The following is a 19080-nucleotide window of genomic DNA, read 5'->3' on the forward strand; positions in this document are numbered from 1 at the left end:
CATCTTTTGACCCATCCAGGAGAAACCGAGGAAAATAACCGCTGTATGCGCATCGTCAAACGTATAAGCCTCTCTTCAGTCTTTACGCAGTCATCGGCGAACGTCCTTTCATTCTCAAGCATATGTACCATATTTTATTTGTCGCGGTTCTTAAGAATCCCTGTAACCACCCCCGTCAATGCGAACAGTGCAATGGCATTGGGAATAACCATCAGCTGGTTGAACATATCAGATAATGACCATACCAAATCACTTTCCCCAATTGTTCCAAGGAAGATAAATACCAAAGCAACAAGCATGAATGGTTTCTGCGCTTTTTTTCCAAATAAGTAGGTTACATTAATCTTTGCAAATAAATTCCAGCCGAGAATGGTGGAAAATGCGAAGAAGAACAAACAAATCGCCACAAAAACAGCGCCGGCCTTATTACCGTATACAACGCCGAAAGCCACCTGGGCAAGGTTTGTATTTTTTAATGTCTCCGCGGCTTCTCCTGCATAACCATTTGCCAGAGGACCATTTCCTGCGTAAAGTGTAGAAATAATAACCAATGCATTCAGTGTGAGAACGATAAAGGTATCAATGAAAACACCGACCATTGCGACGCAGCCTTGTTCATGCGGATTTTTCACCAGCGCAAGGGCATGGGCGTGGGGGGTGGAGCCCATACCGGCTTCATTTGAAAACAGGCCTCTCTTTGCGCCCTGGCTGACAGCCGTCTTAATTGCTATACCGAATCCGCCGCCGATAATTGCCTGGGGCTGGAATGCATATTTGAAAATCAGGCCAAATGTTTCCGGAATATACTGTAACCGCATAGCGAGTACTCCCAAGCCGCCTAGCAGGAAAAATGCTGCCATAACCGGAACTAATTTTTCAGTAACGGAAGCAAGACGGTCCACGCCTCCCATGAAGATAAATCCGCAAATAACAACGAGGAAGATACCTACAACCCAGGACGGAATCCCGAATGCCAGCTGGATTGTCGAGCCGATTGAGTTGGACTGCACCATGCATCCAAAGAATCCAAGAGCAAGAATAATTGCGATTGAAAAAAAGCCTGCCAGGAATTTTCCAAAGCTGCCATGAAAGGCTGTCTGGATATAGTACACCGGTCCGCCCTGGATATTGCCTTCCGCATCTGTAATACGTGTCTTCTGCGCTAATGTTGCTTCTGCATAAATGGTTGCCATGCCCAGAAATGCAATAATCCACATCCAGAAAATGGCTCCGGGTCCGCCCACAAGAATCGCACCGGCTGAACCAACAATATTTCCGGTGCCAACCTGTGCAGCGATTGCTGTTGCAACCGCCTGAAATGAGCTCATTCCGCCTCCCTGAGAACCGCCGTGCAGTGAAAAACCGCCAAACAGCTGTTTCAGTCCTTTCCAGAGATACCTCTGGACACATTTGGTTTTGATGGTATACCAAAGGCCCACAGCAACTAAAAGAAATACAAGAATGTAATCAGAAAGGTATGAATTAATTGTATCAACTATCCGTAGCATATAATGTTTCCTCCTTAATATATAAGTGTAGGGTTTTGGTCCCCCACAGCCCGTCAGCCTATTATTTACAGCCCTTCGCTTTATATAGGTTGAACGTTCTTGCCGTACGTTTGCTTGATACCTCGTTGGATTAAGCGGCCGCGGGGAATGCTGGAATTGAAAGCTTATGCCACCTTTTCTGGTTTCCCATCCTCCTTCTGCTGAGACGTCATATAATTGATGGCTCTGTATAACCACTTTCTGTTATACCAGGATACTATATATTCAAAGACTTCTCTTCGGGCTTTCTTGAAGTTCTAGTACGCATACAGTTAGATACACTCTTTTTTCAGGAAACAATCCGAAGCCCCATCTTATTACTTTTTATTAACTGACTTTCGTATATATGCTATCCGAGTTAAATATACAATTTTAAAAAACTTACCTTGTATTTCGCTTTAGTAACAGTATACTCCTTAAAATTTCCAAAATCAATTCCAAATCTCCGATTTAGCGTTAAGATTGTGTGAAAATTTAAAAAAATAAACGTTTTTTTAACACTCTTTTCAGGACATCCATCTGCATTTTCATTGCTTGCCGCATCAAGGTTTACGACCGGCTCAGGAAAAACGGACATAACGGACCGGTTTGTTCCGGCGGATAAACAGGAAATGCCGCAGAATCAAGCTTGGACCTGACTCTGCGGCATCCGCAAAAATAAAAAATATGCAATTTAAAATGCGTCTGATAGGAATCGAACCTACGCACGCGGCTCCGGAGGCCACTGCTCTATCCACTGAGCTACAGACGCATCCCCATTATGATACACTATTTTCATTAAAACTTCAAGTCCTAATTTTACACTTTTATCCTTTTCTTCTTTCCCACCAGTTTAAACACGGAATCCATCAGGAACACCGCCAGGGCAATGGAGCCAGCAATCTGAAGGGTTTCCACAAGATAATACATGGATTCCTCCCTGCTGTTGCGGATAACATAGTACACGCTGTTATAGATGGATGTACCGGGGACCAGGGGAAGGATTCCCGGCACCAGAAACACACTGACCGGAGCCCTGAAAATCCTGGCAAACAGATGTCCCATAAGGGCCACGGACAGACTGGAGAGAAATGCTCCGAGAATCATGGAGCCGGTTCCTGCCTTTACCAGCAGATACACCAGCCAGCACACTCCGCCGGTCAGCCCTGACCAGCCCAGGTATTTCCTGGGCATCTCCAGCACCAGCCCGAAGCTGAGCACCGCCATAAACGAACCTGCCACCTGAATCGCAGCTACCATATTCCGCCTCCCCCTGTGAGCTGATGGAACAGTGCCATGCCTGCACCCACTCCGGCCGCCACTGCAAGAGCAGTCACCACTGCCTCCAGCATCCTGGCTGCCCCTGAGGAATAATCCCCGTTCAGCGTATCCCTTACCGCTGTGGTAAAGATAACACCTGGCAGCAAGGGCATGATGGCGCTGATGATAACCACGTCATTACTGGCCCCGGTCAGAATCCACCGGTTCATGGCCAGGGCAGCAATCCCGATGGTAAATGCCCCCAGACCGTTAACGCAGAAATCATTGAATCCCAAGCCTGATATGGCATATACCACCAGTCCCAAAATCCCGCCGATTGCAGCAGCCCCCAGACAGTCCGCAGGACTCCCGCCAAGGACCACGCCGAAGAATACGGCGATAAACGCATAACTAAGGGCCTTTAACTCCCTTTTATACTGGCAGCTATCCTTTATTTCCTCCAGCTCCCGGTATGCCTCCTTAGGACTCATGAGGCCGCCGCACAGCTTCCTGGACACCTCATTCACACGGTATATCCGGTTCAGGTTGGTAGAACGCGCCTCCACCCTTCGCACCAGGGTCAGCGCCTCCCTGTCAGGGCTGTCCAGGCTCACAAATATGCCTGTGCTGAATACCATGGTCTGTGCATTCCTGCCATGGCAGCACCCCAGTATATAATGTATGGTTCCCTCTATCCTGGCAATCTCGGCTCCGCTTATCAGCATGATTTCCCCGGCCAGGACAGCGGTACTGGCTATCAGATGGTCCTCACTCCAATGATGTTCGTCCACTCGTCCCCATTCCTTTCTGAAACTATAATCGAGTATATCAGTCCCATGACCATCCGTCAATTTCATTTCTTGCCATTTTCCCGTCATTTCCCCACCATTCCCTCCCCCTGTAGTCAATAAAACGACAATACCTACTTAAAAACCCCGATAACATATAGTATTTTCCGCCTTGAACCGCTTTCCGGCAGCTTGGCAGCCCAAAAATCCCATTTTCATCTATTGACAAACATGTCCTTATGGATTAAGCTGGTATCAATTCATTTTATTTCTGATATTCACTTATATTTTTATATTCAGTTTATCCATCTTGTCATTATCCAAGGCGATTTCACCGGAAGTTTACCTTATTATCCAGTTCAGTAAGATATGGAACTGTTATTCAGTTTACATAAATAACATCAAAGGAGGTATACATTTGGTATACGAACAATTTTTAACTGCTGTAAAAGAACGCATGGAAGCAGCCCTGGGAGACAGCTATAAGCTGGAGCTGCGCAAGGTCCCCAAAAACAATGGGCTCATTCTGGATGGACTGTGCATCACCAGGGGAAATACCCATATCGCTCCTGCCATATACCTGAATCCCTGCTATGAACAGTACCGTGAGGGAAGGCCTTTAGACCATATTGCAGCAGAGCTTCTGGCTCTGTACCGTCAGAACGATACACCGCCTCCCCTGGATTATCAGATGCTGTCCGATTATGAGGGCATACGCTCTGATATTGCCTGCAAACTAATACATGCTGCCTCCAACGAATCCATTCTGGCGGACGTCCCCCATATACTCTGGATGGACCTGGCGATTGTATTCTACCTCTGCATCCATGAGGATGACACCGGCCTCATGACCGCCATGATTCACAACAGTCATCTGCGTATCTGGAACATTTCCCTGGAAGATTTAAAAAACTCAGCCCTTGCCAATTCTCCCAGGCTGTTTCCTCCTGTCATCTCCAGCATGGCATGTATCATCGAGGAGCTGAACCGCGAACTGAATCCCCATGTTCAGGAAACCGGGCCAAGGCCGGAAACTCCTGCCCCGTTTTACATACTCAGCAACCGTTCCGGCATCAACGGCGCTGCCTGCATCCTGTATAAGGATGTATTAAAAAACTTCGCAGACGGGGTGGAAAAGGATTTAATTATCCTTCCATCCAGCATCCACGAAGGTGCGACCCGTTTCGCCGCATAAATGAACAAAAGGCGAGGGTTGCAACTAGTTTAACTAGTTGTAGCAACAACTTATTTTCTGAGAAGTAGAATGATTGGGTAACGCCATGAAATGCTTCCTTTGATACTCCGAATAGCGTCTTATAGTTGCACATTGTGAGGGGTTATAAGCTCGGTAAAGTCGGCTGAGAGCCACCCTAACGCGTGATGGCGAGGAACTACGAACCAGAGGTGGTCGAGTGGATGATAGGCCGGAAGTCTATAAAATACCTATGACGAGAATGTTGTCTATACAAGGGCAACTGGCGAACTCTTGAAGAAAAGGGTCTAAAGAATGGAAATGCAGAAATGCATCGATGACGTGACGTCAGGTAAGTGTGGGTGAGTAAGACATTCGTTATGAAAGTCCATGTAGTGTTACAGGCACTAGCAAGCTTACAGGCTCAAAGAGAGCGTCTAAGGGTATATGAACAGATAGGAAAATAGGAACGGGGGAAGCTGACAACGAGTAGGAAGTGCAATTCCAATGAGGCGGTCTGTGGCAACACAGTTTATGTCAGTGAAAGTAGGGGCAATGTACCTGTGAAGCGGTGATAATAAGCCGTGGAGGGATAGCCCCAAGTCAAGTTAATTCATTAAAACTTAATATGGTAAAAAGTGTTTTGGGTTCGAGTATGACTAAGAGAAGAAATCTTCCTTTAAGGAGATGACTGACCAAACGACAAAGAAAAGAGAAAACAAGGTACTAAGGCGCAATGAGTATTATGCAATTCAAGATGTGTTTGACGGCTTATATGCTAAAAGCAAAGAAGGTGCAATATTTAATGACCTAATGTCGCTGATTGTTAGTCCGCAGAATATCGCACTTGCATACAGACGGATTAAGCGTAACAAGGGAAGCCGAACACCTGGAACTAACATGGGTACAATCGAACAGATAGCGGAGCAAGGAAATGACGTATTAGTGGCGTATGTCCAACATAGATTGGCAAACTTCAAACCTCATCCAGTAAGGAGAGTCATGATTCCTAAAGACAATGGAAAGGAAAGACCATTAGGAATTCCAACCATTCAAGACCGCTTGATACAGCAATGTATTCTTCAAGTGATGGAGCCAATATGCGAAGCGAAGTTCCACAAGCATAGCTATGGATTCAGACCAAACCGTAACACACACCATGCAATTAGCCGATTTCGATTTCTAGCTTTCACAGTAAAGCTGGAATATGTGGTGGATATCGATATCAAAGGGTTCTTTGATAATGTAGACCATGCGAAGCTTTTGAAGCAGATATGGTCACTGGGTATTCATGATAAAAGGTTGATTTGTGTCATAAGCAAGCTTCTGAAAGCACCGATACAGGGGGAAGGGGTTCCTATAAAAGGAACACCGCAAGGTGGTATTTTATCACCGTTGCTTTCTAATGTCGTGCTAAATGAACTTGATTGGTGGATAAGTAATCAATGGGAAACATTCCAAACGAGATATCCATACAAATATAGTGGTGATAAATGTGAGGCACTTAGAAGAAATGCTAAACTAAAAGAAATGTACCTAGTGCGTTATGCAGATGATTTTAAAATCTTTTGTAGAAACAGGAAGGATGCAGAACGAGTAAGGCTTGCCGTTGAAATGTGGCTGAAGGAAAGGTTGCATCTCGAAACAAGTCCAGAGAAAAGTAAGATAACAAATCTGTGTAGGCATTATTCAGAATTCTTAGGTTTTAAATTTAAGCTGGAAGAAAGACCGAAACAAAATGTTATTGTTTCTCATATGTCGGACAAAGCAAAGAAAAAGGTTACAACTAAGCTTCGTAAAGCGATTTGGGAAGCACAAGGCAATGAGAATAAAGCGCGTAACTTGAATTCAACAATTCGTGGTATGCACAATTACTACTGTGTAGCCACAAGGGTAAGTAAAGATTTTTGGAAGATTTATTATCTTTTGTTACCAGCCTTAAAACACATGACACGGTCAAATGGCAAAACAGGACCACCACTGTCAGAATTTCAGAAGATAAAATACGCTAATTATCACGGCAGACGTTATCTAGTAGGGGAAGTTGTTATTGACCCTATTTATGCGGTCACCTTTACGATTCCCTACGGATTCAAACAGAAAACCTGCAATTATACGGAAGAAGGAAGACAGTTAATTCACAAACGGCTTACACACCTCGATGTTATCTTTAGATACTTAGCAGAACATCCGCTAAGGCATGAGTCAATCGAGCTGAATGACAATCGTATTTCACGAATGTCAGCGCAGAGAGGCAAGTGTTTAATAACAAAGAAACAGCTTACAGTATATGATATGCGAGTTCACAAAATATATCCTAATGGTGGAGATGGCTATAGAAACATAGATATAGTTTCTACTGACGCCTATGAACTTATTCACACAAAGGAAACAGAACGAGCTAACGAGCTGATAGAAAAGCTTACTAGTGAAGGATTGTGGAACGAAAATGCGCTTAAAAAGACCAATAATTATCGAATTCTAGTCGGTAATACCATAATTGAGTAAATAGGTTTAATTTGATGGAGCGCCGTATGAGGTGAAAGTCTCACGTACGGTGCGGAGCGGGGGAAAAGGTGGAAAGCTGAGATTGCTCTCAGCTCAGACCTTACCTATCGCTATTTCTGCTGCTGCCTGACGACGGCGATATTTCTTATGGGGAGATGAGCCGGCTGGTGACCCACATCAACCGGTCCGAGGTCCCCAGGGAAGACCGCCTGTCCAATCAGGTATATCTCTATTCAAGGGAAACCGGAGCCATTACCCTTGCATCCTCCGGCCCTGTTTCCATCTGCTGAGTTCCAATCCTGTCCCCTCCGCTACATCTGCCATTCTTCTGCATGTTCCAGTATTGATTATCCGAATATCAGACTTCCCAACTGGAATACCAGCATAGCTCCCGCCCAGGCCACAGCCAGCTGGAACAGCACCATTCCTATGGTCCATCTCCAGGAGCCGGTCTCACGCTTAATCGTTGCCACTGCCGCGATACAGGGTGAATACAGCAGGCAGAATATCATCAGGGCATAGGCGTTTACGCCGCCAAATCCGGCCATGGCCAGCTGAGTGGATAACTCTGTCATACCGGCAGCGGAGTTCACATTATTGATTCCGTAGAGGACACTGAAACTGGATACAACCACTTCCTTTGCCGAGAGGCCGGAAATAAGGGCCACAGCCACCTGCCACTGTCCCAGGCCCGCGGGTCTTAATACCGGTACCAGGACATGACCGATGATTGCGGCAAAGCTGTCGGACACCTCCGACACAAATCCGTCCGGTCCCAGGTTTAATACAAACCAGAGCACAATGGACGCAATGAAAATCGTGGTTCCCGCCTTGCTGAGATAGTCCTTTACTTTATCCCACACATAGATGGCTACCGTGCGGCCGTTGGGCGTCTTGTACTCAGGCAGTTCTATCAGCAGCGCGTTCTGGGAGCTGTCATTTTTTCCATGGATATGTACAATAAAGGCCACCAGGATTGCCATGCAAAGACCGATGATATAGAGGGAGTATGCCACAATCAGAGCCCTGTCCGGAAAAAACATCTCAGCGAAAAGCACATAAATCGGCAGCCTGGCGGAGCAGGACATAAATGGCGTGATTAAAATAGTCCTCCGCCTGTCCTTCACGCTTTCCAGGGCTCTGGTTGCCATAACCGCGGGTACCGTACAGCCAAAACCCAAAAGCATGGGCAGGAACGCCTTTCCTGACAAACCCACCATGCCCATGGTCTCATTCATCACATAAGCCACCCTTGCCATGTATCCGCTGTCTTCCAGAAAAGCCAGGGCAAGGAACAGGATAAAAATGTTGGGCAGGAATGTAAGAATACCGCCCACCCCCGCAATGATACCATCCACAATCAGCGAGGTGAGCCACTGGGCTGCGTGGACACTGGTGAGAAACGACAGGATGGCACCGGAAAACATATCCAGACCCATCTGGAAATACTCCTTTAAAAAATCACCCACTGTAAATGTAAGGAAAAACACCAAGGCCATAATGCCCAGGAACACGGGAATTCCCCACACCGGATGGGTCATGAGCCGGTCCACCTTGTCCGTGGTGGCGGCCTTCTCATCCTTATTAAACAGGCATTCCTTTATGACCTCTTCAATATAGTCATATTTCTCATTGATGATTTGTTTTTCATAATTACGCGGAAGAATCTGCCCCGCATTATCCAGGGGATGGTCATCAATCACCACCTGGTCAAACTCCAGGAACTTAATGGCATGCCAGCGCATGTTGTCCATCTCGCCGTATTTTTTATACAGTGCCTCCTCAATCAGCCGGATTTTCTCCTCCACCTCCTGGCTGTAGCGGATAACCACGCCCTGGGGGCCCTCCTCATAATGGTGGACCACTGCATGCATCAGCACATCCAGCCCGGTCCGTTTTCTGGCCGATACCGGGACAACGGGAATCTCCCCCAGCATCTCCGGAAGGCGGTGCATATCGATTTCCATGCCACGTTCTTCCACAATATCCATCATATTCAGGGCCAGGATAACCGGTTTTTTCAGCTCAATGAGCTGCATGGTCAGGTACAGGTTCCTTTCCAGGGAAGAAGCGTCCACCACATTGATGATGACATCCACGCCGCCGTCCTCAATGCATTTACGGGTGACCTTTTCCTCTATGGTATAGGAAGTAAGGCTGTAGATGCCCGGAAGGTCTATAACCTTGATAGGGCGCCCTTTATAGCTGGTCTCTCCCTCCACGCGCTCCACCGTAACTCCGGGCCAGTTGGCAACCTTAAGTTTAGCACCGGTGAAGGCGTTGAATAATGTGGTCTTGCCGCAGTTGGGATTGCCCACAAATCCGACTGTGATGGGCGCCGTATCATCCCCATGCTGTTTTGGAGAATCCATCTTCTTTTCCCTGCTGTCTCCCAGTATCACACTGCCGTACGTATCTGTCCCATTTGCCCTTGCATGTCCGCTCATGATGCATGTTCCTCCCTGACCGTGATACCTTCGGACAGACGCTTTCCCAGCGCCAGACGCGTACCGCGCACTTTGATGATAACGCTGCCGCTGCCCTTCTTATTTAGTATATTCACAGGCGTCCCCTCGTTGACCCCCAGGGCCTCCAGACGTCTGGTAATGCTCTCATCCACCTGCACGCCCGATACAACGTATTGGCCGCCGATTTCACACTCATTCAGCTTTTTCTGCATTGCTGCCTGTCTCCTTTTGTAGTTGCATTTAAATCATATTCATTGTATGCTTATTGCGAAAAAATGTCAACAAAAAGAGTTTGTTATGACAAACTCAGATTCAAAAAAGATGCAGCGAATCTCTCCGCTGCATCTCTCCTGCATATTTAACTTATATTTTACTGCACCCAGGCTCCGGAACCATCCACATATTTTCCATCCGGTGTCCACGTATTGTAATACATGGCGCCGTTGGTACCCAGATAATAGTACTTGCCGTTGATGGCCTGCCAGCCGGTAAGCATGGCGCCGCTTGCATCTAAGTAATACCACTGGCCTCCCAGCCTCTGCCAGCCAATCTGCATGGCGCCGCTGCTGTCCAGATAATACCACCTGCCGTTAATGGCCTGCCAGCCGGTCTGCATCTCACCGCTGCCGTTCATGTAATACCACTTGCCGTTAATGGCCTGCCAGCCGGTCATCATGGTGCCGTTCGACGGATTCAGGTAATACCAGGTTCCGTCCAGCTTCTGCCATCCTGTGACAATATAGCCCTTGTTGTTGAAATAGTACCATGCCCCGTTAATCTGCTTCCAGCAGGATGCCGGATAACCGCCGGTATCATAGGCATACCACACGCCTGTGCCGTCCTGTTCCCAGTGCCCGCTGCCGCCATAGCGGCCAATCTCATCCTCGTCAATAGACAGGGAACCGGAATCCTCGGACCATTCGCCAGTCTTATTATTGTAGCGGGAAATTGCCCTTACACGGAAGGTATAGTCTCCTTCCCGGTTAAAATAGCCTGCAAAGTTATAGGAGGTTCCTGTGGTGCTCACTGTGGTGACTGTCTTGTCGTCGCGGAGCAGTTTTACATCGTAGCTCTTGGCGCCCTCAATCTCCTCCCATTCAGCCGTGGTATCGTTCCACTCCAGGTCCGAAGCGCCCTGAAGCTTACCGCCGATGCGTTTCAGCTCAGCGTACACCTCAATGTACTGGCCGTCATCGTAAATCTTTGCCTTCTTAAAATCCGCATTACATCCGGAAAGAGAGAAATGGCTCTTGGATGTGTAAGAGAACTTGTATCCGTCCTTGGCAGACAGCTCCACCTTTACCTCAGGTATGTCGCCTACGGTCCAGGTATCCTGGTCCTCAATATTGGTATACTCGGCAGAATCCACTTCAAATCCGCTGCTGCCCGCCTTAACTGTAATGTCTCCTATCTCATCTCCGCTCTCAGGCGCCTTTGAATAGGAAAAACTCAGCTTGACCGTGTCAATTTTCTTATCTGCCGCCAATGCCGGGAAACTGCCGCCCAATGCCATGGATGCTGCAAGCAGCAGACAGAGATAACTTTTTCTCCTCATAAAACATAACCTCCTCATCTATATTCGCAATCATTTGCTATTATTGCCTATCTTTATTATAAAGTAGAGGTTTCTTTTGTACAATTTAATAATCCTTAAAAGAATATTACATTTTTAGGTATATTGTTCCATGAGTTACAGAAAATTACAAGTCCTGCAGCATTTTCTTGATTTCTATCATTCTGTCACGCAGCCTTGCCGCTTCCTCGAAATTCAGTTCTGCTGCAGCCTGATGCATTTTCTTCTCCAGCTCCTTTGACAGCTTCTTTAACTCCTTCTCGTCCATGGACTCCGGGTCCTTCTTAAAGTGCTTATCATCTGCATCCACTGCCTTGGATATAGCGATTAAATCCCTGACAGCCTTCTTTATGGTGGTAGGAGTGATTCCGTGTTCCTCGTTGTATTTCTGCTGTATCTGGCGCCTTCGGTTCGTTTCCTCGATTGCCACGCGCATGGAGTCCGTCACCTTGTCCGCATACATGATTACGTGGCCTTCGCTGTTGCGCGCCGCGCGGCCAACGGTCTGAATCAGTGATGTCTCCGAACGCAGGAATCCCTCCTTATCAGCATCCAGAATAGCCACCAGGGTTATTTCCGGTATATCCAGTCCTTCCCGCAGCAGGTTGATTCCCACCAGGACATCGAACACATCCATTCGCATGTCCCGGATAATTTCAGCCCGCTCCAGGGTATCAATATCCGAGTGGAGATATTTCACCCGGATGCCCACCTCCCTCATATAATCGGTCAGGTCCTCTGCCATCCGCTTGGTCAGAGTGGTGATAAGCACCTTGTGGCGTGCTTCCACTTCCCTGTTTACCTCAGAAACCAGGTCATCAATCTGGCCCTCCACAGGCCGCACCGAAATTTCCGGGTCTAAAAGCCCTGTGGGACGTATGATTTGTTCCACCCTCATTAACTCATGCTCCGCCTCATAGACAGACGGCGTGGCGGAAACAAACATCATCTGGTTAATTTTAGACTCAAACTCAGAAAACGCCAACGGTCTGTTATCCAGAGCCGACGGTAGCCGGAAGCCGTAATCCACCAGCGTGGTTTTCCTGGACCGGTCCCCTGCATACATTCCCCGTACCTGGGGCAGTGTTATATGTGACTCGTCCACAATAATCAGGAAATCTTCCGGGAAATAATCTATCAGAGTACAGGGCGGTTCCCCTGGCAGGCCGCCGGTCAGATGTCTGGAATAATTCTCAATGCCTGAGCAGAATCCTGTCTCCCGCATCATCTCCACATCAAAGTTGGTCCGTTCCGATATACGCTGGGCCTCCAAAAGCTTATCCTCGCTCTTAAAGAATGCGACCCGTTCCTCCAGCTCCGCCAGAATGTTCTCTGTGGCTTCCATCATCTTCTCCTTTGGCACCACATAATGGGATGCCGGAAAAATAGCCACATGGCCCAGCTGCGCCCTAGTCTCATCGGTCAGCGTATCAATCTCCGATATACGGTCCACCTCGTCCCCAAAGAATTCCACCCGGTAGGCCACACCATCTGAGTACGCAGGATAAATGTCCAGCACATCGCCCCTTACCCGGAACGTTCCCCGCTTAAAGTCCATGTCATTGCGGTCATACTGGATGTCAATGAGCTTGTGGATGACCTCGTCCCTGTCCTTAATCATGCCTGGCCTCAGGGAAATAACCATCTCCTTGTAATCAATGGGGCTGCCCAGACCGTAGATACAGGATACGGAAGCCACGATAATCACATCCTCCCGCTCGGACAGGGCAGCGGTGGCGGAATGGCGCAGCTTGTCTATCTCATCATTAATAGAAGAATCCTTTTCAATGTAGGTGTCCGAGGATGGGACGTAGGCTTCGGGTTGGTAGTAGTCGTAGTAGGAAACGAAGTACTCCACCGCGTTCTCCGGGAAGAACTCCTTAAACTCACTGTAGAGCTGTCCTGCCAGCGTCTTATTGTGGGCAATAATGAGGGTCGGTTTCTGTAATTGCTGGATGACATTGGCCATGGTGAAAGTCTTGCCAGAGCCCGTAACCCCTAGTAAAGTCTGGAATTGGTTGCCTTCTTTGAAGCCTTTTACAAGGGCTTCAATCGCCTGCGGCTGGTCGCCGGTGGGCTGGTATTCACTGTGTAATTTGAACTCCATATTGTGTTTTTACCTCCTTGGTGACCCTGAAAAAAGTACGTCTATTAGGCAGAAATTCGTAATCCGAACCATTTTCGCCCTGCCTAATAGACGAACTTTTGCTATTTTACGAATGAAAGTCACTAAAACCTGTTTTTTGAAACGCCGCAACACTATATAAAACCTAGTGGAATTAGTATTTCTAAAGGTCACTAAACGATACAAAGACTGCTTCGCAGTCCTTGCATCACTCGGAACATGCTGTTCCTCGTTGACTTGTCAGGTGAAAGCAAATGCTCCCTGCGGTCGCGCTTGCTTTCCTGCTGACAAGTCAAATTATAACATGGACAGTTCAAAAAGTATAGCCACAAGACGGAACATTCGTTCTTTTTCTTGTGGCTATATTTTTCCATTTTCTATTCACTTTATATAAGGTAATCTTCCGCCGAAATCATCACATCAATGTTTTCAGTGGCAAGTTCAATCTCCTCATCTGGATCTGGTAAAACCTCATCTATAAACGGCTGGAGTTCATCTACACAATCAGCAATGATACCCCGGTTATCCCCATATACATCCATCGTTATCAACTCTTTAGCATGCCCATCAGTTTCGATACCGTCTTGGGATTAAAGTCATTCTTCAGTAGTATGGTACAAAACGTGCTTCGCAAATCATACCAACGAATATCTGGAAGATGATTCTCCTGCAAAAGCTGTTTGTAATACTTCCAATGAAAATCTTTACTCCGGGGTTTTCCATAATTGGAACAATGTAAACGTCATTAAACGCTTACGCTTGTATAAACAAACGGTTTCTCAACATTTTATGAATTTTATTACTTCTTGTTACATATAATAATACCCTACTGGAGGTATATTATGAAAAATAATATTTCATATTCCCATCTTTATGATATGCTCGGCGAAATATATACTATTTTAAAAGCACAAAATTACCCCGATGAATATTTAGAAGCCCTACAAAACTCTCAAAAGGCATTACTAACTTTAGAATTACTAAATATATCTCGCTATACCCCCTCTGATTGACTAAATATTTCATTATACATTGGTTGCATATCTAATGGTATCTCACTTATTGCCTTATGAATACGTAACTTAATAATAGTAGCACTTGCCTGTACACCGACATAATTTCCATCTACACTCACACATCCTGGAACTAAATTAACCAGCAAATTTAGCCACTCTGTAACATTTTTAGTGGAATACTTGGTTCCTAATTTTCTATTCAATTCCCTTCTTACAACTTCTGTTACTGGAGCTTCAGTATCTGTTTTCTGTAATTGATAGATTACATCGACTAAATCATAATATGGCGGAGTTTCAACATCCATTTTTTCTACGTTATCTATCCATTGATGAACTTCATTAGGTGAAAAGCAATTTTCAAAAAGATCTCTGATTTTATCCAGCCCTAACTGTTTTGGGGTTACCATTAGTAACAATTTTATTAAATCTTTTGCAGTTATCATTGTCACTTGTTCTCTTTTAGACTCATTAGATATTGCACTTTCATCATCTTTAGAACCTTGATAATCAATCGCTACTTCCATGCAATAATCAGCGTGATATTTTTCTTGATGTCTTTTCAAACCAGACAGATGGGCAGTACCTGCTGCAATACTTTTTTTTGACGTGCTTTTCGCATCATATGTCAGTGAATAGCCTCTTGGGTTTCCATTATCATCATACCCAAGAAATGCCTCTGCTTTCCCATCTGGCTCGTTATTTCCACCAATTGGGGTTACTTCAAATCCTATTGCAGTCAAAACTCTTTCAATAGCATCTTCTAATCCGCTTGGATTATCTAACGAGTCTTTTAAAAACATTGCCACTGCTGGAATTCCTTGGCGATCTGATAAAGCAAGCTGGCGTAATGTCCTATCTCTTCTTCTAATTATTCCATTGACAATATCCTCATCTAAACCTATCTCATACAGATGTGCTTCAGTTAACACTTCAGTAATTATCATACTTTCCAGGGGAATCATATTGCTGTTTGCATCAATATAATTTGCAACATATGGATGCGCTTTGTTAATAACTAAAGTTCTATTTTTAAGATTTAACTTAGCTAATGGGGCATCTATTGTTTTAAAATCCCAAGCAATATTCTCTATTACCTGCTCTCCCGTTTCCAAATCTTTTTCATATAGATTTAATAATTCATCTTTATCTTCCTCATCTGGCTTTTCTATTAAAATAGGATTGACTATCTGAGATGAATAATAATTTTGAACAAAATCATATATGGGTTTTTTGGACGTCAAGTAAGACGTTTGTGCCATTCTTGATGAAATTGACCTTTTTTGTTCAATTTGAATTTGTTGATCAAAATAATATTTTTTTACTTCATTATTAAATTTCTTCTTTATGTATTCCTTTAGCTGAGTAAATGGTTGTGAATCCTTTACTGCCTCTCTTGTAGACGTTAAATTATTATCTAATTCATCTGCATTTATAATTATTCTTGTTCGATTGAACGCACCATGCGAAAATGCTTCCATTCCAAGCAATGGATCATCCAAATTTATCAATCTTTCTCTAATACTCAAAAAAATGCCATGACTCCGACCTAATTCCGATGACTTTCCCTCAACCAACGAATCTTCATACAGAACGAACTCTCCATTAATACCTGATAGGTTAGGCATATCCACAAAATATATCTGATTACCATTTTTATCTATTTCTTCCCTACATTCGACTCCTGTAATTTTCTCAGCAGTCAAATCATCCTTTCCAATTATCCACTTTTTCATAATAGGAACTTTTATTTTTGAAGACTCAATTAAAGCACCGTTAAATTCTAACTGAAATCCTGGATTTAGTGGCAATGCAGTACTTAAAATCCATTTTAATCGTCCTATTTTAATTTCCCCTGCTTTAGGTTTTAATTCGGTCATCAAAGAGACTGTCCATGATTCTTCTGCGCCTTTATCAAATAATGAAAAATTCAACATATCATTCTGAATGTAATATGATAATAAAGTTTTTGCCTCCTCCTCACTAACCTGACGTTCTGCTATAAATAGGCTTTTATTATCTTCTTTTATCAAATTGTAATCCATTGTAGCTAATATATATTTATTTTCTTTCTTAGAAATATAAGTTAATTTTCTAGCCAATATATAAGTCGCTAATTTACCTATACCAAATTGTCCTATTTGTAATCTTCGGTTATCCCTTTCATTATTATTTCTCTTAGACGATTCACCAATTTTCCATAAAGCTTTTAGTTCAGATGGCGTTAATCCTTCTCCATTATCGCAAACCCATATATACGCTCCCTCAACAGTCAAATCAGATGGAACATAAACCGCAACTTTACTTGCAAACGCATCATAAGAATTACATATTAATTCTTCAAACGCTTTATTGGGACTTGAATATAAACCAGCCGAAAACAACTCAATTATCCTGTGGCTTATCGTCACTTCAATATCATCTATTTTCGTTCCTGCAGTATCTAAATTCATTCCTAAAGCCTCCCACTAATAATAAATTCTTCATGATATACTTTGCGTTTTGACTTGTCTTTTGAGAACTTACCAGCTTCATCCCTATAAGGTATACAAATCCGTTTTGATATTGTTCTCTTCCCAATTTTAATATCATGGAACTTATTTTTTTCTAATACCTCTACAAGATGTCTAGAATTTTGTATCTTTACGTTTTTATATTCTGTATCACCTACAACCAAAAAAACCATGCCTCCATCTCGTAACATGCCATAACATTTTTCTACAGCATTTTGCATATCTACATAATATCTAGCTACCGATTTTACTTTGGACATGGGCATCCCAATATTTATTAACTGCTCGCAAATATTTTTCCCTGTATTATTCAAATTTTTCATATCCATAAAAAAAGCATCACTATTATATACACTACCAATGGAACCCCTACGTAATGTTCTATAGTCATCTGCATAGCCAAGCCACAATGATGAAAGTTGATGCAAATCGGCATACTCATAAGATGTAACATAAGGTGGACTTGTTATTATTAAATCTACTTTAGGTAAATTTTCTTCATTTAAAAAATTTGTACATTTAATAATCGTATTCGCATTAGCAACCTTTATTTCTTCCACTGCTTTAATAAATTTATGTAAGTGCATATCAAACTGCCCTAAAACATCTATCTCTTTTTTATTAGGATCTACTTGTGGTTTTATAGATTTAGTCAGCCACTTTGAACAGGCTTTCAAAATAGAAGAAAAAATACATTCGAATGCCTCTCTATATTTTCCATCTGGAATTTCGCAAACAATTGCATAATGTAATTTATACAAAACACAATACGATTTTTCATAATACCAATATTGAAGCCTCGCATTTGCTCTCAAATACAAGTCTTCTGGAAAATCCAAATTTTCTATTTTTATCTTTATTCTTTCATAATAATACAAAATTTCATCTACATTATATGTATTACTTTTGGTTCTTGCTATTAATGTAGCTACTGGATTGATATCACATCCCCAAAAATCAAATCCATGTATCTTAGCCTCTAATGCAACTGTTCCACATCCACAAAATATGTCGGATACATTTTTAATTTTTACACCTTCATTTTGAGCGTATTCAAATGCTTTCCAAGCTATAAATGCTGGAAATTTCGCTGGATATGAATGAATTGTATGCATTATCAGCTCACTATCGTTGCTATCGTTCCAATCACTATCAATATTTACTGCTTCGTAATCGAATTCTTCTCCCACTTTGACAGGAACCATATTTTTCAACCTCATTTTCTATAGCATTCAGATTTACTTCATTCTTCTTTAATGATTAAACCTCCAATAATCTTTTAATGTATTATCCCTACTTTCCAATAATTAACTTACACATTTTTCTTTTCATAATAATTTAAACAATATATTTCTTTTATTATTTTCGATTATCGCTGGTAAATCATTTATAGTACCTCGCGATTTCAATTATAACAAATACAAAAACTTTACACAATATATGGCCTTACTTTTAAAATAGATTATTAGTATGAAATTTTATTGAGAAGATGTCTATCTGATAATTAGTCTAATACTTTTTCTTTACGAATGAAGGTCACCTCTCCACCTAGTCCACCCGGTATTATTCCATCCATACACTCCATATAGTCCACAAAATATGGTATAAATAACACTAAGCAACGCCAACCAATAGTGGTTTGAAACTCATTTCATACTAGCTCACAAAATACTCCACCGCATTGTTGGGGAAATATTCCTTGAACTCGCTGTAGAGCTGGGCTGCCAATGTTTTGTTGTGGGCAATAATCAGGGTAGGCTTGTTTAGGGCCTGGATGACATTGGCCATCGTGAAAGTCTTGCCGGAACCAGTGACACCAAGCAGGGTCTGGAATTGGTTGCCTTCTTTAAAGCCTTCTACAAGGGCTTCAATTGCTTGCGGCTGGTCGCCGGTGGGCTGGTATTCGGATACTAGTTCAAAATGGTCCATATGGGATTCCTTTCTCACTTTTGTTTTGAAAAACATTTCATCTTTTATCGTTACCGAAATGCTTTGTATATGTTTCACATGTTAGATACCTCTGTCTATGACACTGTCTTTTGCCATTATACCAAAGTATAAAATAAAAGTACAGAGCAAAACCGAATGTTTGTTCTGTACCCTTATATTACCAT

General features: G+C 43.5%; 14 protein-coding genes, 1 tRNA gene and 1 pseudogene. 4 read left to right on the plus strand and 12 right to left on the minus strand.

The genetic code is table 11. The features are described from left to right. Positions 1-134: 134 nt before the first annotated feature. The 4 genes from FGS84_RS13140 to FGS84_RS13155 all read right to left on the minus strand — a co-directional run bounded on the left by FGS84_RS13140 (position 135) and on the right by FGS84_RS13155 (position 3643). Entirely contained in the window at positions 135-1508 is a 1374-nt protein-coding gene (locus tag FGS84_RS13140) for an amino acid carrier protein (protein WP_138309042.1), read from the minus strand. 718 nt (positions 1509-2226) lie between these two features. Then, positions 2227-2298 (minus strand) — tRNA-Arg (locus tag FGS84_RS13145). 47 nt (positions 2299-2345) lie between these two features. Beyond that, positions 2346-2786 (minus strand): threonine/serine exporter family protein, encoded by a 441-nt coding sequence (locus tag FGS84_RS13150; RefSeq protein ID WP_138308937.1) that lies wholly within the window; start codon positions 2784-2786, stop codon positions 2346-2348. Beyond that, on the minus strand, positions 2780-3643 hold the full coding sequence (locus tag FGS84_RS13155; protein WP_227147486.1) for a threonine/serine exporter family protein: 864 nt from the start codon (positions 3641-3643) through the stop codon (positions 2780-2782). Before FGS84_RS13155 ends, FGS84_RS13150 begins: the two co-directional genes overlap by 7 nt. A 349-nt stretch (positions 3644-3992) precedes the next feature. Between FGS84_RS13155 and FGS84_RS13160 the strand changes: the two genes are divergently transcribed. The 3 genes from FGS84_RS13160 (at position 3993) to FGS84_RS31500 (ending at position 7564) form a co-directional block, all read left to right on the plus strand. After that, positions 3993-4769 (plus strand): DUF5688 family protein, encoded by a 777-nt coding sequence (locus FGS84_RS13160; protein ID WP_243129964.1) that lies wholly within the window; start codon positions 3993-3995, stop codon positions 4767-4769. 684 nt (positions 4770-5453) lie between these two features. Continuing rightward, positions 5454-7274, plus strand: a complete 1821-nt coding sequence (ltrA, locus tag FGS84_RS13165; protein ID WP_138308939.1) for a group II intron reverse transcriptase/maturase — start codon at positions 5454-5456, stop codon at positions 7272-7274. Between the two features lie 122 nt (positions 7275-7396). Then, complete coding sequence (locus FGS84_RS31500) at positions 7397-7564, plus strand: DUF5688 family protein (RefSeq protein WP_279232809.1); 168 nt, start codon at positions 7397-7399, stop codon at positions 7562-7564. Positions 7565-7621: 57 nt separating this feature from the next. Here FGS84_RS31500 and feoB read toward each other — a convergent pair whose 3' ends face one another. The 5 genes from feoB to FGS84_RS31505 all read right to left on the minus strand — a co-directional run bounded on the left by feoB (position 7622) and on the right by FGS84_RS31505 (position 13982). Continuing rightward, positions 7622-9646, minus strand: a complete 2025-nt coding sequence (feoB, locus tag FGS84_RS13170; RefSeq protein ID WP_347563834.1) for a ferrous iron transport protein B — start codon at positions 9644-9646, stop codon at positions 7622-7624. Between the two features lie 71 nt (positions 9647-9717). Then, a complete protein-coding gene (locus FGS84_RS13175) occupies positions 9718-9954 on the minus strand; it encodes a FeoA family protein (protein WP_138308943.1) in 237 nt (78 codons plus the stop codon). Positions 9955-10112: 158 nt separating this feature from the next. After that, entirely contained in the window at positions 10113-11297 is a 1185-nt protein-coding gene (locus tag FGS84_RS13180) for an N-acetylmuramoyl-L-alanine amidase family protein (protein ID WP_138308945.1), read from the minus strand. A gap of 145 nt (positions 11298-11442) precedes the next feature. After that, entirely contained in the window at positions 11443-13422 is a 1980-nt protein-coding gene (gene uvrB / locus FGS84_RS13185; RefSeq protein ID WP_138308947.1) for an excinuclease ABC subunit UvrB, read from the minus strand. A 404-nt stretch (positions 13423-13826) separates the two neighbouring features. Next, positions 13827-13982, minus strand: coding sequence for a hypothetical protein (locus tag FGS84_RS31505; RefSeq protein ID WP_243129966.1), 156 nt, complete (start codon positions 13980-13982; stop codon positions 13827-13829). 300 nt (positions 13983-14282) lie between these two features. On the opposite strand from FGS84_RS31505, the gene FGS84_RS30885 reads away from it, so the two are divergent. Continuing rightward, positions 14283-14453: a hypothetical protein gene (locus tag FGS84_RS30885; protein WP_171042621.1), complete on the plus strand. Its 171-nt coding sequence runs from the start codon at positions 14283-14285 to the stop codon at positions 14451-14453. Here the strand turns inward: FGS84_RS30885 and FGS84_RS13195 are convergent. The 3 genes and pseudogenes from FGS84_RS13195 to FGS84_RS13205 form a co-directional block, all read right to left on the minus strand. Next, positions 14435-16906 carry an ATP-binding protein gene (locus FGS84_RS13195; RefSeq protein WP_138308949.1) on the minus strand — a complete coding sequence of 824 codons (2472 nt, stop codon included), beginning with the start codon at positions 16904-16906 and terminating at the stop codon, positions 14435-14437. The two genes, FGS84_RS30885 and FGS84_RS13195, sit on opposite strands and share 19 nt — an antisense overlap. Positions 16907-16908: 2 nt before the next feature. Then, positions 16909-18171: a class I SAM-dependent methyltransferase gene (locus tag FGS84_RS13200; protein WP_138308952.1), complete on the minus strand. Its 1263-nt coding sequence runs from the start codon at positions 18169-18171 to the stop codon at positions 16909-16911. A 454-nt stretch (positions 18172-18625) separates the two neighbouring features. Beyond that, positions 18626-18895, minus strand: a pseudogene (locus tag FGS84_RS13205) (DEAD/DEAH box helicase family protein); the annotation flags it as partial. Positions 18896-19080 lie beyond the last annotated feature (185 nt).

Origin of the sequence: Clostridium sp. 1001271st1 H5, assembly GCF_005845215.1 — a bacterium.
Lineage (GTDB): Bacteria > Bacillota > Clostridia > Lachnospirales > Lachnospiraceae > Enterocloster.